This window comes from Roseococcus thiosulfatophilus, from assembly GCF_017311575.1.
GTDB lineage: Bacteria > Pseudomonadota > Alphaproteobacteria > Acetobacterales > Acetobacteraceae > Roseococcus > Roseococcus thiosulfatophilus.
Genome location: NZ_JAFFQY010000008.1, coordinates 72,022 through 92,400, shown reverse-complemented (window position 1 = coordinate 92,400; position 20,379 = coordinate 72,022). Strand labels below are relative to the sequence as shown.

The 20,379-nt window shown below is 71.2% G+C and carries 15 protein-coding genes; 10 read left to right on the top strand and 5 right to left on the bottom strand.

The features are described 5' to 3' along the window. Positions 1–82: 82 nt before the first annotated feature. The 4 genes from JTN19_RS20490 to JTN19_RS05135 form a co-directional block, all read right to left on the bottom strand. On the bottom strand, positions 83–1,447 hold the full coding sequence (locus tag JTN19_RS20490; RefSeq protein ID WP_206930839.1) for an ATP-binding protein: 1,365 nt from the start codon (positions 1,445–1,447) through the stop codon (positions 83–85). Beyond that, positions 1,444–2,109 carry a response regulator transcription factor gene (locus tag JTN19_RS05145; RefSeq protein WP_242530875.1) on the bottom strand — a complete coding sequence of 222 codons (666 nt, stop codon included), beginning with the start codon at positions 2,107–2,109 and terminating at the stop codon, positions 1,444–1,446. The genes JTN19_RS20490 and JTN19_RS05145 overlap by 4 nt, the downstream gene beginning before the upstream one ends. Positions 2,110–2,562: 453 nt before the next feature. After that, positions 2,563–4,740 (bottom strand): prolyl oligopeptidase family serine peptidase, encoded by a 2,178-nt coding sequence (locus JTN19_RS05140; RefSeq protein WP_206930837.1) that lies wholly within the window; start codon positions 4,738–4,740, stop codon positions 2,563–2,565. 567 nt (positions 4,741–5,307) lie between these two features. Beyond that, complete coding sequence (locus tag JTN19_RS05135; RefSeq protein ID WP_206930836.1) at positions 5,308–6,861, bottom strand: ABC transporter substrate-binding protein; 1,554 nt, start codon at positions 6,859–6,861, stop codon at positions 5,308–5,310. An 81-nt stretch (positions 6,862–6,942) separates the two neighbouring features. On the opposite strand from JTN19_RS05135, the gene JTN19_RS05130 reads away from it, so the two are divergent. From JTN19_RS05130 to JTN19_RS05090, 9 genes are all read left to right on the top strand, one after another. Continuing rightward, positions 6,943–9,231, top strand: a complete 2,289-nt coding sequence (locus tag JTN19_RS05130) for a penicillin acylase family protein (protein WP_206930835.1) — start codon at positions 6,943–6,945, stop codon at positions 9,229–9,231. 5 nt (positions 9,232–9,236) lie between these two features. After that, the gene (locus JTN19_RS05125) at positions 9,237–9,914 is read left to right on the top strand and encodes a GntR family transcriptional regulator (protein ID WP_206930834.1); all 678 of its coding nucleotides are present in this window, start codon (positions 9,237–9,239) and stop codon (positions 9,912–9,914) included. A gap of 46 nt (positions 9,915–9,960) precedes the next feature. Further along, complete coding sequence (locus tag JTN19_RS05120) at positions 9,961–11,190, top strand: aminotransferase class III-fold pyridoxal phosphate-dependent enzyme (protein WP_206930833.1); 1,230 nt, start codon at positions 9,961–9,963, stop codon at positions 11,188–11,190. Positions 11,191–11,224: 34 nt separating this feature from the next. Further along, positions 11,225–12,808 (top strand): ABC transporter substrate-binding protein, encoded by a 1,584-nt coding sequence (locus JTN19_RS05115; protein WP_206930832.1) that lies wholly within the window; start codon positions 11,225–11,227, stop codon positions 12,806–12,808. Between the two features lies 1 nt (position 12,809). Then, a complete protein-coding gene (locus tag JTN19_RS05110; protein WP_206930831.1) occupies positions 12,810–13,817 on the top strand; it encodes an ABC transporter permease subunit in 1,008 nt (335 codons plus the stop codon). Positions 13,818–13,820: 3 nt separating this feature from the next. Continuing rightward, positions 13,821–14,624 carry an ABC transporter permease subunit gene (locus JTN19_RS05105; RefSeq protein WP_206930830.1) on the top strand — a complete coding sequence of 268 codons (804 nt, stop codon included), beginning with the start codon at positions 13,821–13,823 and terminating at the stop codon, positions 14,622–14,624. A gap of 47 nt (positions 14,625–14,671) precedes the next feature. After that, complete coding sequence (locus tag JTN19_RS05100) at positions 14,672–15,358, top strand: extensin-like domain-containing protein (protein ID WP_206930829.1); 687 nt, start codon at positions 14,672–14,674, stop codon at positions 15,356–15,358. Between the two features lie 72 nt (positions 15,359–15,430). Further along, the gene (locus tag JTN19_RS05095) at positions 15,431–16,297 is read left to right on the top strand and encodes an isocitrate lyase/PEP mutase family protein (RefSeq protein WP_206930828.1); all 867 of its coding nucleotides are present in this window, start codon (positions 15,431–15,433) and stop codon (positions 16,295–16,297) included. A gap of 88 nt (positions 16,298–16,385) precedes the next feature. Further along, complete coding sequence (locus tag JTN19_RS05090; RefSeq protein WP_206930827.1) at positions 16,386–16,898, top strand: DUF6525 family protein; 513 nt, start codon at positions 16,386–16,388, stop codon at positions 16,896–16,898. 67 nt (positions 16,899–16,965) lie between these two features. On the opposite strand, the gene JTN19_RS05085 is transcribed toward JTN19_RS05090, so the two are convergent. Continuing rightward, the gene (locus tag JTN19_RS05085; protein WP_206930826.1) at positions 16,966–18,579 is read right to left on the bottom strand and encodes an ABC transporter substrate-binding protein; all 1,614 of its coding nucleotides are present in this window, start codon (positions 18,577–18,579) and stop codon (positions 16,966–16,968) included. Between the two features lie 195 nt (positions 18,580–18,774). On the opposite strand from JTN19_RS05085, the gene JTN19_RS05080 reads away from it, so the two are divergent. Next, positions 18,775–20,364, top strand: a complete 1,590-nt coding sequence (locus JTN19_RS05080) for a Na/Pi symporter (RefSeq protein ID WP_206930825.1) — start codon at positions 18,775–18,777, stop codon at positions 20,362–20,364. The last annotated feature ends 15 nt before the right edge of the window (positions 20,365–20,379 follow it).

Genomic DNA, 20,379 nt, shown 5'->3' with positions numbered 1-20,379 from the left:
CAGCCCGTATCGCCCGCCTTCTCACTCACGAAGATTGCGTGAACATGGAGCGTCCCGCCGCATCGGCGGGAAACACCGACTGTCAGGTCCGGCGCTGCCCATCGAGGGCGGCCGTGGTGGATGCGGCGGATGGGGCACCGCCCAGATGGACCTGCACGATGGTCCCGCCAGCCGGTGCCGAACGGATCGTCACCCGGCCGTCGTGCTGGGCAACGACCTCGGCGACGAGATTGAGACCCAGGCCGCTGCCCTTGGATTGCGGTCGCAGCCTGTAGAACGGTTCGAAGACACGCTCGCGCTCCTCGGGTGGAATGCCGGGCCCATCATCCTCGACTTCCAGCGTTCGGCCGATGACGCGCAGAACCGCATGCTGCCCACCGTGATCCATCGCGTTGCGCAGCAGGTTCATCAAGACACGCTCCAGCGCGGCGGCATCTCCCAGGCAGGTTCCGCTTTGCACCACCTCAACCTCCATTGACCGGCCGCCGGCGATGGCAAGGGGCGCGAGGTCCGCGACGACCCCACGGGCAAGCGCGACCAGGTCAACCTGGGCGGTCCTGCGCCCCTGTGACAGGCGCTGGAGGTCCAGCAGCTGTTCGGTCAGGATCGTAAGGCGCTGTATGTCGTCGCCAAGCGCGCGCACGGCCGGATCCTGAGAGCCGTCCACCTTGCCTTGCAGCACGGCGATGGGCGTCCGCATCTCATGCGATGCCGAGGCGATGAACCGCTGCTGGCGTTCGTGGCCCTCGTCCAGACGCCGCAGCGCCTCGTTCATCGCACGAACCAGAGGCGCGATTTCGCGAGGGACATGCGCCTCGCTCAGGCGGCGGCCGCGCCGTTCAGGATCGATCTCCTCGGCCTCGCGCGCGATCCGGGACATGCCAGCCAATGCGCGCCGGACAATCCAAGGTGTCATGACCAGCGAGGTCACGAACAGCAGCAGGATGATGGGGACGACGATGACGGGAGACGCGAGGAGAATCAGGAAGTTCAACTGCGACAGGGCGCCGTGCGCAAGGATCGTCAGCGGACCGATGTCCGTCATCTCTCGCCGCACCACCGCCGCCAGATCATAGGGTGGCGTGCGATCGCGCAGCTGGGCGTAGGAAAGCTCGCTGAGCCGCCCCTGAAACGACGCGTAGAAGCCAGGCACCATGCCAAAGGTCACGCTGTGCCCAGCGTCGTCTTCGACCATGAACCACAGCCCTGGTTCGGTCGCCTGCAGCCCGGACAGGCTGTCGGTTTGCCGGATGAAAAGGTCGCCCTGAGCGTTGCGGTCCATTGCGCCGGCGATGACAGCGACGATTCTCTCGTCGGTGTAGGGGCCGCCGCTGTCGATCCGAAGCGCAACCGCGATCAGGACGGACACGGAGATCAACAGCGCCACAAGCTGGACAACCAGCGGATAGACGATCAGCGGCCGCTTGAGAGAGCGACCCCGCGTCACGACACTTCGCGCAACAGATAGCCGACGCCCCGGATCGCGTGGATCTCCACCTGGGCATCCCACTCCCGCAATCTCCGGCGCAAGCGCGAGATATGCGAATCCAGGGTGTTGGACTGAACCTCGTCGTCAAACCCGAAGACCGCATGTTCGAGGGATTCGCGCATCACCGTACGCCCGCGCCGCTTGAGCAAGGCCCCAAGGACACGCAGTTCGCGCCGCGGCAAGGTCACGGACAGACCGTTGACCTCGACCGCGTCATTCGCAGGGTCGAAGATCACGGCGCCCGCGATGATCCTCTCATCCTGCAGATGGGATGGGCGCCGCCTGACCGCTCGGATTCTGGCCAGCATCTCATCGAACGCAAAGGGCTTTACGAGGTAGTCGTCCGCCCCGCGTTCCAGCCCCGTCACGCGATCCTGCACCTCTCCGCGCGCGCTGAGCATGATGACATGGATGCCCGGTGTGCGCTGCCGAAGCGCCCCGATCAGCCCGAGCCCGTCGCCGTCGGGCAACGTCCTGTCCAGCAGCGCCAGGTCGTAATGGACCATGGCGCAGGCGTCACCCGCCGCGGCGAGACAGTCGAGATGGTCCACCACGAAACGCTCGCGCTGCAGAAACCTGCACAGCATCTCGGCAAGGTCGGGTTCGTCCTCGACAAGCATGATTCTCATGCTGCCTCATGCCCGATTCCGCCAAACCGATGAAGGGCCGAATCCCTCGCCGGCACCATTTCGCAGCGCAGTTCAGGGTTGCGCGCCCTTCGCCGCCCACGCCGCCATCCCGCCATCGGCCATGGTCAGTGACACGCGCCACCAGTCGGCCGGAGGCGCCAGCAATGCGGCTCCATCCCGATCGGGAAGGCCGTGCGACGCGTCCGCAAGGCGGTGGCGCGGAGCACCTGCATCGATCCCGCAAGCCGACCGGCGAGGCCTACGCCGGAGAGGGCAACGGGCGCGCGTGGGCCGCGACGGCCCGCGCCGTCTCCGCGATCCAGCGCCGCAGCCGCGCACCATCGGCGTCGGCCGCCGCCTCGAGTTCTCCGACGGAAACCAGAGGTGAGAGCGATGTGGGCCCTCAGCAGCTTGCTTGAACAGGATCGGCCTTGATCACCATCGTCACGCCAGCCCCGTCCATCGCGCGGCGAAGGCCAGCATGTCGGTGAGTTCCTCGATCAACTGAGGGATCGGCTTGCTGGTGCCGTGGCCGGCGCGTGTATCCACACGCAGCAGGCGAGGTCGGTCGCCAATATCGGCCGCCTGCAGGGCGGCGACGTATTTGAAGCTGTGGGCGGGCACGACGCGGTCATCCGCGTCGGCGGTCGTGACGAGGATCGCGGGGTAGGCCGCGCCGGACCGGATGTTGTGGTAGGGCGAGTAGCCCAGCAGGTTGCGGAAGTGCACTTCCTCGGCGGGATCGCCAAACTCATTGACCCAGAGCCGACCGCCGGTGAACCGGTCGAAGCGCAGCATGTCCATCACGCCCACGCCGGGCAGCGCCGCGGCGAAGAGGTCGGGCCGCTGGTTGACCACGGCACCGACGATCATTCCGGCATTGGACGAGCCCTGGATCGCGAGACCCTCCGGCGCGGCGATGCCTTCGGCCTTCAGGAATTCCCCCGCCGCGATGACATCGTCGAAGCTGTTCTGCTTGGCGAGCAGTCGGCCGGCATCGTGCCACGCCCTGCCGTATTCCCCGCCGCCGCGGATGTTGGCGACGGCGACGATACCGCCGCGCTCGACCCATGCCAGGAGCGCGGGCGAGTACATCGGGACGACGCTGAGCCCATAGCCGCCATAGACATGCAGCATGGTCGGTGCCGGGCCTGTGATGTCGGCGCGGCGGAGGAGGAACATCGGCACCCGCGTGCCGTCCTTCGAGGCGTAGAAGCGCTGATCCACGACGATGCGCGCGTCAACCGTCACGTCAGGCTGCGCCCATATCGTGCTGGCGTTGGCGGAAACGTCGTAGCGGTGGATCGTGGTCGGTGAATTGAAGCTGGTGAAGGTGAAGAAGGCCTCGTTGTCGGCGAGGTGGCCGCGGAAGCCGCCGGCGGTGCCGATGCCGGGCAGCGCCACCGCACCGTCGGGCGTGCCGTCGAGCCGATACCGTCTCACTTCGGTCTTTGCATCCACCATGTAGGAGACCACGAGCCGACCGCCGAGCAGGACCGCGTCGCTCAGCGTGCCGTCCTGCTCGGGGACGAGCTCCACGAAGTCAGCAGCGGCGGCAGCCAGGTCAAGCGTGACGATCCTGCTGCGCGGGGCCCCTTGCTGCGTGACCAGGATGACAGTCGTGCCGAGGCACCCGATCACGGCCCAGAAGTGATCGAAGTTCGACACGAGCGTGCGCGACGGCCAGCCGGGGCGCGTGAGATCAACGATCGTGGGTGTGCTGCCGCCCGACCCGGGGGACGAGAAGATCGCCGCGTGGCGGCCATCCTCGGTCCATGTCACGACGTGCACCAGGTGCGGCTGGTCGGGCGTCGCATGGACGACGCGGTCGTTCGCCTGCGCTGTTCCGAGCGCGTGGAAATGCACGGCATGACCGCTTACCGGCGCCGCGGAGGGCGTCTCGTCAGCGGGAGCGGGGAAACCTGAGTAGAAGAAGCCGGAGCCATCCTTCGCCCAGGCGATGGTCGTGAACCGCGCGTGGGCGATCTCATCCTCCAGCAACGTACCGGTCGCGACATCGAGCACGCGGATCTTCCGCCAGTCGCTGCCGGCCTCCTGCACGCCGAAAGCGACCAGCCTGCCGTCCTCGGAGGCGGACCATTCCGCGAGCGCGGTCGTGCCGTCGCTCGACCACGCATTGGGGTCGATCAGCACATGATCAGGCCCCTCCAGCCCCTCACGCATGATGAGCATGGCTTGGTTGATGAGTCCCGCATGGCGCGTGAAGAAGTAGCGTCCGCCGCGCTGCTGCGGCGCGGTGAGCCGCTCGTGATCGTACAGGCTGGTCAGTCGCTCGTGGAACGACGCGCGGGCGGGCAGCGTTGCCAGATAGGCGCGGCTGGTGCGGTCCTGGGCGGCCATCCAGGCGGCGACCTCCCCGTCGCTGCGCGCGTCGTTCTCGAGCCAGCGGTAGGGGTCGGCGATCCGGCGGCCGAAACGCTCCTCCACCACGTCGGTGCGCCGCGTGTGCGGATAGCTGATCGCGGGCATGGCCGCCTCCACTGTCTGGCCCTGGGCCGTGCGAATTGGATAGGGGCGCGAAAGCCCGGTGACGAGGGCGGTGCCGAGCACGCCGGACAGCAGGGCACGGCGGCGCGATGCGGGAAGGTCCTGCATGGTCATGAACTGGCCGGGCTGCGCGCGAGCATGGACGCCGGCTGCGGTCTCAAGGGAGGGGCTTCCAGGTATTGCATCTGCCTTCGCTTCATTGCTGATCGACACGCCCGCACGAGACCGCGGTCGAACCGCGCTTCGGCCAGCCTGTGTCGCTCCCCTTCTCCCTCCCGAAGATTGCGTGAACATGGAGCGTACCGCCGTGGCGGCGAGAAACGCGGGCTGTCAGATCCTGCGCTGGGCCCTGAAGGCGGCCGTTGAGGATGAGCCGCATCGGACAACATCCCGTTTACGCGCGCGATGGTCGGGCAGGCACTGGGGAAGCAGTTGAAAGCGAACCACGGGTCGGTTCAGGGATAGAGCCACGCCTGCGCGCGGGTCAGAAAAGACCGCTGCAGCAGCGCGTCAGCGTGCGATGGCGCGCGAAGAGAAGCGCTGGCGAAAAGGCCTCAAAGGCTCTGCCAGGGTCGGGTCGAGGGCTCGAATCCATTCGCCCGCTCCAGTCGGCTTTTCCAGTCCCACATGCCGCTTCACGCGATGGCGCCGGTCTCCATGCTGCCGCGCTTCGCTTCGCCGTCAGATGCGCGCGCCCCAGAACATCGGGTAGGCCGCGCGCGGCAGGTCGCGCAGCCGGTCACGGTAGCCGGCCGGGATGGTGAACTGCCCCCACATCAGCGAGGGCACATGCTCCACCACCCGGGCCTGGATGCGCGCCGCGATGGCGCGCCGCCCGGCCGGGTCGGCGGTCGCGGCGAATTCCCGCAGCGCCGCCTCGATCTCGCGGTCGCAATCCCAGCCCGGGAAGTCCGCGCAGGTGTTCGAGATGTAGAAATGCGTGAGCGGCGAGAACATGTCCGTGCCGTTCGCGTAGACCGAGAACATGTGCCAGCCCTCGCGCCGGCCGCGGCGCGCCAGCAGCGTGCCCCAGTCCATCACCTGTTCCTCGACGCGGAAGCCGGCCTGCTGCATGGCCTGGATGGTCACCTGCGCCGCCGTCTGGCTGATGCCGCCCGCGACCGTGAGGAAGGTCAGCGGCTGGCCGCGGTAGTTCGTCGCCGCCAGCATCCGCCGCGCCTCCGCCACGTCGAAGCCCATGCGCTCCGCGCCCAGCCGGCTTTCCATCGGGCCGTCGCAGAGGAAGGCCGCATTGCAGGGCGGCGAGCGGTAGCGTTCCGGCACGCCGATGGCGGTCAGGATCGCCGTCTGGTCCACGCAGCGCCACAGCACCTGGCGGATGGCCGGGTCGTCGAAGGGCTCGGCCGCGTGGTTGATGCGGAAATTGCCCTGGAACTGATGGATGCCGCCGAAGCCCTGGGTGCGGACACCGCGCGCGCGCTCGATGCGCGGCAGCAGGTCGAAGGGCAGGTATTGCATGTAGTCGATCTCGCCCTGGATAAGGGCGGAGGCGCCGGTCGCCTGGTCGGGCATCACGCGCAGGTTCAGCCGGTCTATATGGGCGCGCTTGCTGCCGGCCAGGAAGTCCTGCGGCTCCTCGCGCGGGACGTAGCCGTCGAAACGCTCCAGCACCATGAGGTCGCCCGGGCGCCAATCCGCGGCGCGGAAGCGGAAGGGGCCGCTGCCCACGGGTTCGCGCAGGCGCTGTTCCACCGGCACGGCGGCCAGGCGCGCGGGCATCATCACGGGCAGGGGCGCGTTGGGCTTGCCCAGCACATCGAGGACCAGCGGGAAGGGGCGGTTCAGGGTCAGGCGGAAGCTGCGCGCATCGGTGGCCGCCAGCTCCGCCTTGGCGGCCCAGAGCATGCGGCCCAGCGCGTCGCGCGGCGCCCAGCGTTCCAGGCTCGCCACGCAATCGGCGGCGGTGACGGGCGTGTTGTCGTGCCACATCAGGCCGGGGCGCAGGCGGAAATTCCAGATCAGGCCGTCGCCGCTGGTCTCCCAGGCCTCGACCATCTGCGGGCGGATGACGCCCTCTCCGTCCATGGCGAAGAGCGTGTCGAAGACATGGGTGGCGAAGCTGCGGGTGATGGCGGCGGTGGTCGCGTGCGGGTCGAGGATGACCACCTCGCTCTCCAGGACGATGTTCGCCACCGTGCTGGCGCGGGCCGTGCCCGCCAATGCGGGCAGGGCGAGCCCCGCCCCCAGCACGCCGCGCCGTGAGAGAGTGGCCATGTCCTGTCCCTCCTGATGATATATCGTCGTTAGGCTAGGTGGCCGCCGGAAGCGGGGTCAAGCGAAACGAAGGGGGACTGCATGGACGCGGAAGAATTGCGGGCGGCGGCGCGGGCCGCGCTGCCACCGCTGGAGGGCAGCATCACGGTCGCCGGCCTGCACGGGCCCGTCACCATACGGCGCGACGCCGACGGCGTGCCGCATGTGCGGGCCAGGACGGCGCGGGACGCCTTCTTCGCCCAAGGCTTCGCCCATGCCCAGGACCGGCTGTTCCAGCTGGAATTGAACCGCCGCCGCGCGCTGGGGCGCAGCGCGAAATGGCTGGGGCCCGCCGCCTTCGCCGCCGATGCGCTGGCGCGGCGCCTGGGCCTCGAGGCCGCGAGCCGGCGCGATGCGGCGGCACTGGACGCGCCCGCGCAGGACATGATCGCCGCCTATGCCGCGGGGGTGAACGCCTTTCTCGCCAGCGGCGCGCCCCTGCCGCTGGAATATACCCTGTTGGGCGCCACGCCCGAGCCCTGGGAGGGCTGGCATTGCATCGCCGTGATGCGCCGCCTGGGCCTGCTGATGGGTTCGGTCTGGTTCAAGCTCTGGCGCGCCTCCGCCCTGCCGCTGGCGGGCGAGGCCACCACCAGCCTGCGCTATGACGACGGCGGCGCGGACGCCTTCATCCTGCCCCCGGGCGCGGAGGGCGAGCGCTGGCGTGCCGCCTTGTCGGACCTCGCCCCCGCCGTGGCTTCGCTGCTGGAGGCCGCCGAGGCCGACGCGACGGGCGGCGGCAGCAACAACTGGGTGGTGTCGGGCCGGCTGACGGACACCGGCCGCCCTGTCCTGGCGGGCGATCCGCACCGCGTCTTCGAACTGCCCAACATGTATGTGCAGACGGGGCTCGCCTGCCCGGAATTCGACGTGATCGGCCTGACGGTGCCGGGCGTGCCGGGCTTCCCGCATTTCGCGCATAATGGGCAGGTGGCCTGGTGCGTGACGCACACCTTCGCGGACATCCATGACCTCTACCTGGAACGCTTCGACGCCGAGGGCGCGCGCACCGAATTCCGCGGCGAATGGCTGCCGGTGCACCGCCGCGTCGAGACGGTGGCGGTGCGCGGCGAGGCCCCGCGCAAGGTCGAGGTTGTCGAGACCCATCACGGCCCCGTGATCTGCGGCGACCCGGCGCGCGGCACCGCGCTCGCGCTGAAATCCGTGCAGTTCGCCGAGACGGACCGCAGCTTCGACTGCCTGCCGCGCCTGCTGACGGCGCGGAGCGTCGCGGCCCTGTTCGAGGCCACGCGCGGCTGGGGGTTGATCGACCACAACCTGGTGGCCGCCGATGCGGCAGGCGGCACCGGCTTCCTGCTGCGCGCCCGCGTGCCGCGCCGCGGCCGCGAGAATGGCTGGCTGCCCGTGCCCGGCTGGACCGGCGCGCATGAATGGCAGGGCTGGATCGCGCATGAGGAGATGCCCCAGGTGCTAGACCCCGCGCCGGGCCTGCTCGTCACCGCGAACAACCGCGTCGTGCCCGATGACCACCCGGACTATCTCTGCACCGACTGCCACCCGCCCTATCGCGCCGCCCGCATCCAGGCATTGCTGCAAGAGCCCGGGCGGCGCAGCGTGGAGGGCGCGGCCGGCATCCATGCCGACACGCTTTCCGTCATCGCCCAAGTGTTCCAGGAGAGGCTGGCGCGGCTGCCAACGCCATCGCCCGCCGCCGCCCGGCTGCGCGAGGTGCTGCTGGCTTGGGATGGCCGCATGGAGGCCGGTTCGGAAGCCGCCAGCGCCTATATCGCGCTGCGCCTGGCGCTGACGCGGCGCCTCGCCGAGGCCAGCGGCCTGGGCGCCCTGGCCGGGCATGAATGGCTCAGCCCCGCCCCGGGCGTCGCGCCGCTGACCCAGCTCTGGTGGTGCCTGCCGCGCCTGCTGCGCGAGGATGATGCGCGGCTGCTGGGCGGCCTCTCCTGGGAGGCGGCGCTGGCCGAGGCGCTGGAACAGGTGGCGGCCGCCCCGCCCGCCGCAAACTGGGGCGAGGCGCACCGCCCGCGCTTCACCCACCCGCTCTCCCCGCTCTTTCCCTGGGCCGCGCCGGTGCTGGACCCGCCGGCGCAACCGCTCGCCGGCGATGGCGACACGGTGCAGGCCAATGGCCTCATCGCGCCCGCCGGCCCGGCGGCCGCCTATGGGGCGCTGGCGCGCTACGCCTTCGATGTGGGCGATTGGGAGAACAGCCGCTGGGTGGTGTTCCTCGGCGCCTCCGGCCATCCGGCCAGCCCGCACTACGCGGACCAGCACGCGGACTGGGCGGCCTGCCGGATGCGGCCCATGCGCCGCCACCCGCAGGCGGGCCCCTGCACGACCCTGCTGCCGGCGTGAACAGGATGGCCCCCGACCCCCGCGACAATCTGACGAGCCGCGTCCATGCGGAGCTGCGCGCGGGGCTGCTGCACGGAAGGCTGCGGCCTGGCCAGCGCCTCAAGATCCGGGAGCTGGCGTCCGCCATGGGCGTCAGCGAAACGCCGGTGCGCGAGGCGGTGATGCAGCTGGTCCGCGAGGGTGGGCTGGAGCTGCGCCCTGCCTCGGCCATCCGCGTCGTGCGCCTCAGCCTGTCGGACTACCTGGAGCTGCGGCGCATCCGCCTGCTGCTGGAAGGCCTGGCCGCCGAGGAAGCCGCCCGCCGCGCCACGCCCCCTGCCGTGGCGGCCTTGGCCCAGGACCACGCGGCGCTGGAGGCGGCCGAGGCATCGGGCGAATGGCAGGCGGCCATCGAGGCCAATTTCCGCTTCCACCACGGGCTCTGGCGGCTGGCGGGGATGCCCAATTTGCTGGGCATCCTGGAGGGGATCTGGCTGCGGAACGGCCCGCTGCTGAACCTGCTCTACCCGGATGCGAAGCCGAGCTACCTCGGCCGGCACCGCCACTTGGATATCCTGGACGGGCTGCGCGCGCGCGATGCCGAGCACACGCGGGCCGCCATGCACGCCGACCTGGTCGAGGGCGGGCGCGGCCTGTTGTGGCGACTGGAGGAGTTGGAGGCCACCGAATCCCGTTGCGCGTGAGTTTTCGCGGTGTTTTGATATATCCTCCATAAGAGGAAGGCCTTCCATGCCCCGCGCCCCCGCCTCCGACGCCACCCTGCGCGAGCGGGCGCTGCGCGTGGTGCCGGGCGGCATGTGGGGCCATCTACACGCGCAGCGCCTGCCGCAGGGCTACCCGCAATTCTTCGCCCGCGCCGAGGGCGGCCATATCTGGGACGCGGATGGCCGCGAATATGTGGACCTGATGTGCAGCTGGGGGCCCATCGTGCTGGGCCACCACGACCCCGTGGTGGACGCCGCCGCCGCCCGCCAGGCCGCGCTGGGCGATTGCCTGAACGGCCCGGCGCCGGTGATGGTGGAGCTGGCAGAACGCCTGGTGGACCGCATCCCGCACGCGGACTGGGCCATGTTCCAGAAGAACGGCACGGACGCGACCACCGCCTGCGTCACCATCGCGCGCGCGGCCACCGGGCGGCGGGTGATCCTGGTGGCCCAGGGCAGCTATCACGGCGCGGCGCCCTGGTGCACGCCCGTCCCCGCCGGCACCACCGAGACCGACCGCGCCCACCAGCTGCGTTTCCGCTACAATGACGTGGCGAGCCTGGGGGCGGCGGCCGACGCGGCGGGCGATGACCTCGCCGCCGTCATCGTCACCGCCTTCCGCCACGACAACGTCGTGGACCAGGAGATGCCCACGCCCGCATTCGCCCAGGCCATGCGCCGCCTCTGCGACCGTCGGGGCGCGGCGCTGATCCTGGACGATGTGCGCGCCGGCTTCCGGCTGCACTGCGGCGGCAGCTGGGAGGGTCTGGGCGTGCGGCCCGACCTCTCGGCCTGGAGCAAGGCCATCGCGAACGGCCATGCGCTGGCCGCCGTGACCGGCACCGACGCGCTGCGCGAGGCGGCCTCCCGCGTCTTCGTCACCGGCAGCTTCTGGTGCGCTGCCGTGCCTATGGCGGCGGCGCTGGCAACGCTGCAACGCCTCGATGAACTGGACGCGGTGGCGCATATGGAACAACTGGGCCAGAGGCTGCGCGACGGCCTCGCCGCGCTGGCCGCGCAGCACCGCGTGGGGCTGCGCCAGTCGGGTCCGGTGCAGATGCCGCTCTTCCTCTTCGACGGCGATGCGGAGTTCCGCCAGGGCGCCGCCTTCTGCCGCGCCGCGCTGGAGGCGGGCGCCTACCTGCACCCCCGTCACAACATGTTCCTCTGCGCCGCCCACACCGATTCCGACATGGACCGGGTGCTGGACGCGGCCGATGCGGGTTTCCGCGCCGTGCGGCGGCTCGCGGCATGAACCACCAATATCCAGGAGCAATGCGATGGGAAGCATGACGGGTCTCGCGCGCCGCGCGGCCTTGGCGACGCTTGTGGCGCTCGGCCTCGGCGGCCCGGCGCTGGCGCAGCAGGCGCCCGCCACCCTGGTGGTGGCGCGCAACATGGACGTGAACTCGCTCGATCCGCATCGCGGCTTCTGCGACACCTGCCAGATCGTCTTCGACGCGCTCTACGACACGCTGGTCACCATCGGGCCGGACAACCGCACGCCGGTGCCGCGCTTGGCCACGCGCTGGGAGGCGTCCGCGGACCTCACGCGCTGGACCTTCCACCTCGACCCGCGCGCGCGCTTCGCCTCGGGCCGCGCGGTGGAGGCGGCGGATGTCGCATGGTCCTTCCGGCGGCTGGCCGCCACGCGCGCCAGCAGCAGCTTCCTGGCGGGTGACATCGAGCGCATCGAGACGCCCGATGCGCACACCGTCACCGTCCACCTGAAGGCGGCGAATTCCGAGTTCATCGGCATCGCGGCCGCCCCCTACATGGCCGTGGTGGACCGCGTGGCGGCGGAGGCCGCCGGCATCCGCGCCGAGGGCGAGGTGGCGCAGGATGGCGGCGACCGCTGGTTCGGCGAGAACTCCGCCGGCAGCGGCCCCTTCACCCTGGCCCGCTACCGCCCGAATGACGAGCTGCGCCTCGCACGCAACGCGAATTACTGGCGCGACGCGCCCGCCTTCGCCGAGGTCGTGATCCGGCAGGCCGCGGGCGCAGCGGTGCAGGGGCAGCTGCTCGCCTCGGGCGGGGCCGATATCGCGCTCCAGCTCGACACCGAGACGGCGCGCGCCCTGCCGCGCGACCGGGCAACGGTGCAGGTGCTGCCCTCGCCCAACTTCATCTACCTTGCCATCGCGCCCGGCGCGCCGGCGGCGCAGGGGCGCTTCACGCCGGAAGTGCGCGAGGCGATCTCGCTCGCCGTGGACCGCGCGGCGATGATCGAGTTCGTGCTGGGCGGCGCGGGCAAGCCGCAGGCCAGCCCCATCCCGAACGGCTTCCCGGGCAGCGCGGGGCTGGAGGTGCCGGGCACCGACCTGGCGCGGGCGCGGCAGATGCTCGCCGCCGCCGGGCATGGGCGCGGCTTCGACGTGGACTTCACCTTCCCCGCCATCAACAGTTATGGCGCGGACATGTCGCTGGTCGCGCAGCGGCTCCAGCAGGATCTGGGCCGGGTGGGCATCCGGCTGCGGCTGCAGCCCGCCACCTTCCCGGTCTGGGTGCAGCAGATGCGCGCGGCGCAATTGCCCATGACCATCGGCTACTACGCGCCCGACTATTTCGGCTCGGCGCAGTATGTGAACTTCTTCGGCATCATGGAGGGCACGCCCTGGTTCACGCGCGCCGGCGGCGGCAACCTGCCCTCCATCGCCAATGGCGAGTTGCGCGGGCTGCTGACCCGCGCCCTCGCCGCGCCGGAAGCGGAGCGCGAGGCCGCCTTCCAGGCCGTCGCGCGTTCCATGATGGGCGACCGCATCATCCTGCCGCTGCTCTCGCCGGACCTGGTCATCGCGCATCGTCCGGGCTTGCAGGGCGTGCGCTACAGCACCTGCTGCAACCTGCCGCTGGCCGAGATCCGCCCCCGCTGACGTGGTCCTGATCCAGCGCCTGCTGCTGCTGCCCGTCCTGCTGCTGGGCATCGCGGCGGTCAGCTTCGGCCTGTCCCGCGCCACCGGCGTGGACCCCGTGATCGCCATCGTGGGCGAGCGCGCCATGGAGGACCCCGCCGTGGTCGCGGCCGCCCGCGCGCAATGGGGGCTGGACCGGCCGGTGGCGGTGCAGTTCCTGCGCCATGTGGCCAATGCGGTGCAGGGCGATTTCGGGACCTCCTTTCGCACCCGCCGGCCGGTGGGCATGGATCTGGCGGAGCGGCTGCCGGCCACGCTCGAACTGGTGCTGGCGGCCACGCTGCTGGGCACGCTGGTGGGCGCTGCGCTGGCCCTGCTGAGCGCACGCTGGCCGCATGGGCTGCTGGACCAGGCGGTGCGCGGCTTCGCCTCGGCCGGCGTGTCCATTCCGGTGTTTCTCGCGGGGCTGCTGCTGCTGTGGCTGTTCGCCACCTCGCTCGACTGGCTGCCGGGGCCGGGGCGGCTCGACGCGCGGCTGACGCCGCCGCCCGTGTGGACGGGGATGCTGCTGGTGGACGCGGCCTGGGCGATGGACTGGGCGGTGTGGCGGGATGCCGCGCGGCGCCTGGTGCTGCCGGCCGCCGCGCTGGGCTGGGGCATCGCGGCGCTGGTCGCGCGGCTGCTGCGCGCGACGCTGATCGAGGAGCTGGCGCGCTTCCACATCGTCGCCGCGCGCTCCCGCGGGTTGAGCGAGGGGCGGCTGCTGCTGGACCACGCTCTGCCCAACGCGATGGTGCCGGCGCTGACGCTGGTCAGCCTTTCCTTCGCCACGCTGGTGGCCGGGGCGGTGCTGACCGAGACGGTCTTCGCCTGGCCCGGCGTCGGCGCCTATGCGCTGGAATCCGCCCGCACCCTCGACTACCCCGCGATCATGGCGGTGACCATGCTGGGCGGCGTGGCGCTGGCGCTCAGCGGCGTGGTGGCCGATGCGGGCCAGGCCTGGCTCGACCCGCGCCTGCGGGACCGCTGAGGGGTGTGGCGCCGCGCCCTGGCCTCACCCGCCGCCCTCCTCGCCCTGCTGGTGCTGGGCTTCTGGGTGGTCACGGCCATCACCGTGCCCTGGTGGGGCCTGCCCGACCCGACCGAGAGCGTGGGCCGCCGCTTCCAGCCCCCCGGCGGCGCCTTCCCGCTGGGCACGGATGCGCTGGGCCGCTGCGTGTTGTCACGCACGCTGCACGGGGCGCGGCTGTCGCTGCCGCTGGCCTTCTGCGTGGTGGTGGGGGCGGCGGCGCTCGGCGTGCTGCTGGGCGCCATCGCGGGCTTCCTGGGTGGGGCGGCGGACTGGCTGCTGTCGCGCGCCGCCGATATCGCGCTCGCCTTCCCGCCCGTGCTGCTGGCGCTGGCGGTGGCGGCCACGCTGGGGCCGGGGCTGCTCAATGCGGGGCTGGCGATGCTGGCGGTGTGGTGGCCCATCTACCTGCGGCTCATGCGGGCGCAGGTGCGGGGCGTGATGCGCATGGAGCATGTCCAGGCGGCGGTCACGGTGGGCTCCACGCCCGCCGCCATCCTGCGCCGGCATGTGGTGCCGCTGTGCACGACGCCCATCCTGGTCGCGCTGCCGCTCGATCTCGGGCAGGTGATCCTGCTGGGGGCAGGGCTGAGCTTCGTGGGCCTGGGCGCGCCGCCACCCGCGCCGGAATGGGGGCTGATGGTCGCCGAGGGGGCGACAACCCTGCACCGCTGGTGGCTGGTGGCCGGGCCGGGGGTGGCCATTCTCTCGGTCGTGCTGGCCTGCACCTTGCTGGGCGACCGGCTGCGGGAGCAGGGGCGGGGCTGAGGCGCCAGGGGTGTGCGGGCGCCCCGCGCGTTCCCACATGCCGGTGAATGCGCCTGTTGATTGCCCTTCTTCTTCTCGCCGCCCTCGCCGGGGCCGTCATCATGGGCCTCCGGCATCTTCCACCCGAATGGGACCCGCGCGAGCCGCTCGACCTGAGCGCCGCGCCGGGCTGGATGACCGATTTGAAGCTGCGGCGCCTGGCGTGGGAGCCGGAGGCCTGCTTCGCCGCCTTCGCCGCCTCGGGCATGACGCCGCGGCGCGTGCCCGACCGCCCCTCCGACACCGGCTGCGCGATCGAGAACGCCATGCTGCTGCCCGGCGAGGCGCGCCTCCAGCCGGCCAGCCCCGTGGTCACCTGCCGCATGGCCGCCGCCTGGGTGTTGTTCGAGCGGAACAGCCTGCAACCCGCCGCCCGCGCGCATCTGGGCACCGAGGTCAGCGGCGTGCGTCACCTCGGCACCTACAATTGCCGCAACGTGAACCATGCCCGGGCCGGCCGGCGCAGCCAGCACGCGACGGCCAACGCGATTGACATCGCGGGCTTCACCCTGCGCGATGGGCGAGAGGTGCGGCTGCTGCGCGACTGGGGCGGCGCGGGGCCGGAGGCCGCCTTCCTGCGCGATGTGCGCGACGGCGCCTGCCGCTGGTTCCGCGCCGTGCTCGGCCCGGACTACAACGCCGCGCACGCCGACCATTTCCACCTCGACATGGGGCGCTGGCGCAGCTGCCGCTGAGCCGCGCCCTGGGGGCCTCTTCCAAGCCGGACGGGTCTCTGTCTCCATGGCTGCACCGCACAGGAGGAACACATGCCCCGAACGCCGTTGAAGCCCCTTCTCGCCCGGGGCAAGTGCCTCATCGCTCCCGGTGTCTTCGACCTGATCTCGACGCACATGCTGAACCAGCACGGCGCGGCAGCCACCTACATGACGGGCTTCGGCGTGGTGGCCTCGGCGCTGGGCCTGCCCGATGCGGGGCTCGCGACCTACACCGAGATGCTGGACCGCGCGCAGAAGATCGCCGCCTTCTCGAAGGCGCCGGTCATCGCCGATGCGGACACCGGCTATGGCGGGCTGCTGAACGTGCGCCACACGGTGCGCGGCTATGAGGCGGCCGGCATCGCCGCCATCCAGCTCGAGGACCAGGAATTCCCGAAGAAATGCGGCCACACGCCCGGCCGCCGCGTGATCCCGCTGGCGGACATGGTCCGCAAGATCGAGGTGGCGGCGGACAGCCGTTCCTCCGCCGATTTCCTCATCATCGCGCGCACCGATGCGCGCACCTCGCTGGGCCTCGATGAGGCGCTGCGCCGCGCGGAGGCCTTCGCGAAGGCCGGCGCCGACATCCTCTTCGTCGAAAGCCCCGAGAGCGAGGCGGAGATGGAGGCCATCGGCCGCGCCTTCCACCAGCCGCTGCTCGCCAACATCGTGGAGGGCGGCAAGACGCCGGTGCTGCCGCGCGCGCGCCTGGCGGAGCTGGGCTTCCAGGTCGCGATCTATCCGGCCGCGGGCTTCCTCGCCACCGCCGCGGTGCTGGACGGGATGTACCGCCACCTGACCACGACGGGCAGCAGCCTCGACGCCCCCGTGCCGGTGTTCGACTTCAAGAAGTTGACTGAGATCATGGGCTTCCCCGAGGTGCACGCCTTCGAGCGCCGCTGGGCGGAGACCGGCTGAGCCGCGCCGCAGGGGTGCCGCGCGGCGCGCGGCTGATCCACGCCTTCGGCGCTTCCACCCGGGCCGGATGCTGCTCTAGAAGCCGGCCATGGACAACAGCATGGCCACCAAGCCCTACAGCAAGCTGAAGGGCGACCCCTACCGGGCCTATGAGGCGCTGCCCGGCGAGGTGCGCCTGGCCTTGCAGGAGGCCCTGGTGGACTGGTGCCCGCTGCGCGCGCGCGAATGGCACCTGCATCTGCTGCGCCAGCAGCGGTTGCAGCCCGCGCAGGCGGCATCGCTGCTGGTCCAGACCATCCGCCGCCAGGACCAGGCCGAGGTCACGTCCTTCGCGCGGACCTGGCCGAAGGGCGCGCAGGCCTATCCGCACCTGGCGGCCGGCGCGACGCTCCAGCGCTATGCCGGGCCGGAGGGGATGCCCGCGCCGCCGCCGGTTCCGCCCGCCCTGCCGCCGCAGCGGGGCAAGGCCCCCGCCGCGGAGCGGCTCAAGGCGCCCGCCGCAGAGAGACCGAAAGCTTCGGCCGCGAAGCGGGTCAAAGCCCCGCCGAAGCGGCCCAAAGCGGCCGCCAAGCGCAAGGCGGGCCGCCGCGCCCGGCGCTGAGCCGGCGCGGCCCCGCGCGCCTTAGGCGCCTGTCATCGCGCGCCTAAGGCGTCTTCCCCAGCGCGCCTCAGGCGCGCCGGATGTTCCAGAACAGCGGCGGCTGGCCCTTCAGCATCCCCGTCAGGCTCCGGCGGAAGGCGGTGGGCTGGTAGTACATGCCCGTCGGGACATAGGGCACTTCCTGGAAGGCGATGCGCTGCATCTCGGTCGTCGCGGCCAGGGCCGCCGCATCGTTCGGCGCGTCGAACCAGGCGTCGCGCTGCGCCTCGATGGCCGGGATTTCCGGCCAGCCCGGCCAGGCATTGGCGCCATGCCCGCGGATGGAGGCGTGGCTCGCGGGGTTCCAATGGTCCACGCCGGACCAGAAGGTGAAGAAACCGCTCCAGCCCCCCTGGTCCAGCGGGTTGCGGCTGGCGCGGCGGGCCACCAGCGTGCCCCAGTCCGTGCTGACCAGGTCCACGTTGAAGCCCATCCGGCGGAACAGGTCCGCGCCCACCAGCGTCGCGGCGTTGATGGAGGCGAGGTCCGTCGCGTTCAGCAGCACCAGCCGCGCACCCATGGCACCCGCCGCCTGCAGCTCGGCGCGCGCGGCCTCCACGCTCTTGCGCAGGCGGTCCAGGCCGACCGCGGAGGCGGAGGGGGATTCCGGCGCGAAATAGCCGATGCCCTCGCGCCGCAAATCGGGTCGGCCCTCGATGCCCGTCTGGCCGATGACCGCCGTCATGAAGTCCATCTGGTTCACCGCGGTCAGCACCGCGCGGCGCACGGCGGGGTTGTTGAAGGGCTCGGCCGCGTGGTTGGGGCGGAAGATGCCGATCAGCCCCGTGTTGTTGATGATGTCCACGCCGATGTTGCGGGCATTGGCGCCGCGCAGGAACAGCGGGAAAAGGTCGGCGGTCGGCTGCTCCCACCAGTCGATCTCGCCCGATTGCAGGGCGGCGGCGGCGGTGGAGTGGTCGGGGATGATGCGCCATTCCACCCGGTCGAAATGCGCCACCTTGGGGCCAGCCGTCATGGAGGGCGTGCCGTTCGGCACAGGCACATAGTCCGGGTTGCGCGTGTAGGCGAGCGAGGAGCCAGGCACCCACTCATTCTGCACGAAGCGGTAGGGGCCGCTGCCCACGGCCTCGGTGATGTTGGTGAAGGGGTCCACGTTGGCCAGCCGCTCGGGCAGGACGAAGAGGCAGCTCGTCGTCACCTTGGAGAAGGCTTCGAGCATCTTGGGGAAGGGCCGTTCGAGGCGGATGGAGAAGACGCGGTCGCTCTCCTCCGTCATCTCGGCCACGCGCGACATGAGCACCTGGCCGAAGGCGTCGCGGCGGCCCCAGCGGCGGATGGAGGCGATGCAGTCGCGGCCGCGCACCGCGGAGCCGTCATGGAACTTCAGCCCCTCGCGCAGGGTGAAGCGCCAGAGCAGCCCGTCATTCTCGACCACATGGCCCTGGACCATCTGCGGCTGCGGGCGGAACTGCTCGTCCATGCCGTAGAGCTGGTCATAGACCAGCATGGCGTGGTCGCGCGCCACGAAGGCGGTGTTGGTGAAGGGGTCTATGTTGCCGGGGTTGGCGTGGGGCACATAGCGCAGCACGCGGTTGCGGGCGGGCTGGGCGATGGCGAAGCGCGGCAGGGCGGCCGCACCCGCCAGGGCGGCGCCGCCCGCCAGGATGTCGCGACGAAGCATTCTTGGAGTCTCCAGGGGTGAATTGCCGCAACGCTAGCGGGGCGGGGCCGCGCCGCTCAAGTCTCTGTTTCGGGACGATGATGCGGTCGGCCGGCGAGTGAGCCCGACCCTGTTCCCTGGCGCCCCGCGCGTCCATAATGAGGCGCCCGCATGCTCCATGCCGGCGCAATTCATCGGATACAGGGCCCAGCCACAGTGATCTTCGCCTTGTTCGCGGGCCTTGGCCTGATCTTCGTCGGCACGCATTTCCTCACCGTCAACATGAAGGAACTGGCCGGGCCGCGGCTGCGGCGCCTGGTGCGCGCGGTCACGCGCCACCCCGTCCAGGCGGCGATGGTGGGGGTGGGGTCCGGCGCCCTGGTGCAGAGCACCAATGCCGTCACCTTCATCGTGGTGGGGCTGGTTTCCGCGGGGGCCATCACCGTGCAGGCGGGCATGCCCATCGTGACCTGGGCCTATGCCGGGACCACGCTGCGCCTGCTGCTGATCTCGCTCGACAGCAGCGCCCTGACCTATGCGCTGCTGAGCCTGGTGGGCGCGGCCTACCTGTTCGAGACGCACAAATCCCCCCGCCACGGCTTCCTGGTGAACGCGGCAATGGGCCTGGGCCTGCTGATGCTGGGCGTGCAGCTCACCGTCATGGGCGCGCGGCCGCTCGGGGATTCCGCCGCGGTGCGCGAGGCCATGGCCTTCGCCAGCCAGTTCTACTTCTGGGGCTTCATCGTGGGCACCGTGCTGGCCACCGTGATGCAGGGGATGACCGTCTCCGTCATCGCCATCGCGCTGGTCAGCGGCGGGCTGCTCGGCCTCGACCAGACCATGCTGATCGTCGTGGGGGCCAATCTCGGCTCGGGGCTGATGAGCTGGATCCAGGCCAGCACGTTGAAGGGCACGGAGCGGCAACTCTCGGTCTACCAGGTCATCCTGAAGGTGATCGGCTGCCTGGTGCTGCTGCCGCTGCTGTCGCTCGAGCATTTCGCGGGCGTGCCCACCATCGTGGCGCTGACGGGTGCCATCACCACCGATGTCGCGCTGCAGGTCACGCTGGTGCATTGGCTGTTCCAGCTGGTGGCGGCGCTGGTGGCGAGCCCGCTCAACGGGCCGATCTACCGGCTGGTGGCCCGCCTCAGCCCGCCCTCGGCCGAGGAGGTGCTGGAGCGGCCCGCCCATCTCTACAACCCGCGCCCGACGGGTGCGGCCGAAGCCATCCGCCAGGTGGAGCTGGAGCAGGACCGGCTGATGCAGCGCCTCCCCCTCTTCCTCCACGGGGTGCGTCCGGGCGAGGCGGGGCCGAAGCCCCCCAGCCTCGCGGTGCTGCAACGTTCCGGCCGGGCGCTCCATGCCACCATTCGTGACTTCACCCTGGACGCGGCGGCCCAGGCCGGGCCGGGTGCCGAGAGCGACCGGCTGCTGCGCCTGGCCGATGCCAACCAGGTGCTGGCCGAGTTGCAGGCCAATGTCGCGCATTTCGTGGCCGCCGCCGCGACCTGCGCCGAGGGCGGTGCCACGGACGGCGTGACGCGCAGCCTGGTCGAGGGGCTGCACGCGCTGCTGGAGATCGTGGCCGCGGAGCTTGGCGATGCGGAGAGCGACCCGGAATTCCTGGTCAAGCTCGTGGCCGACCGCAGCGTGGCGCTGCTGGCGGTGCGCGAACGCGTCTCCGGCGGCGCGGCGCCGTCCAGCCCGGAGGAACGGCTGGCCCTGTGGCGGTCCATTGACCTGTTCGAGCAGATCGTCCTGCTGCTGCGCCAATATGTCTGGAGCCGCAGCACCACGCCGGCCTGAAGCCCGGGCGGGCCG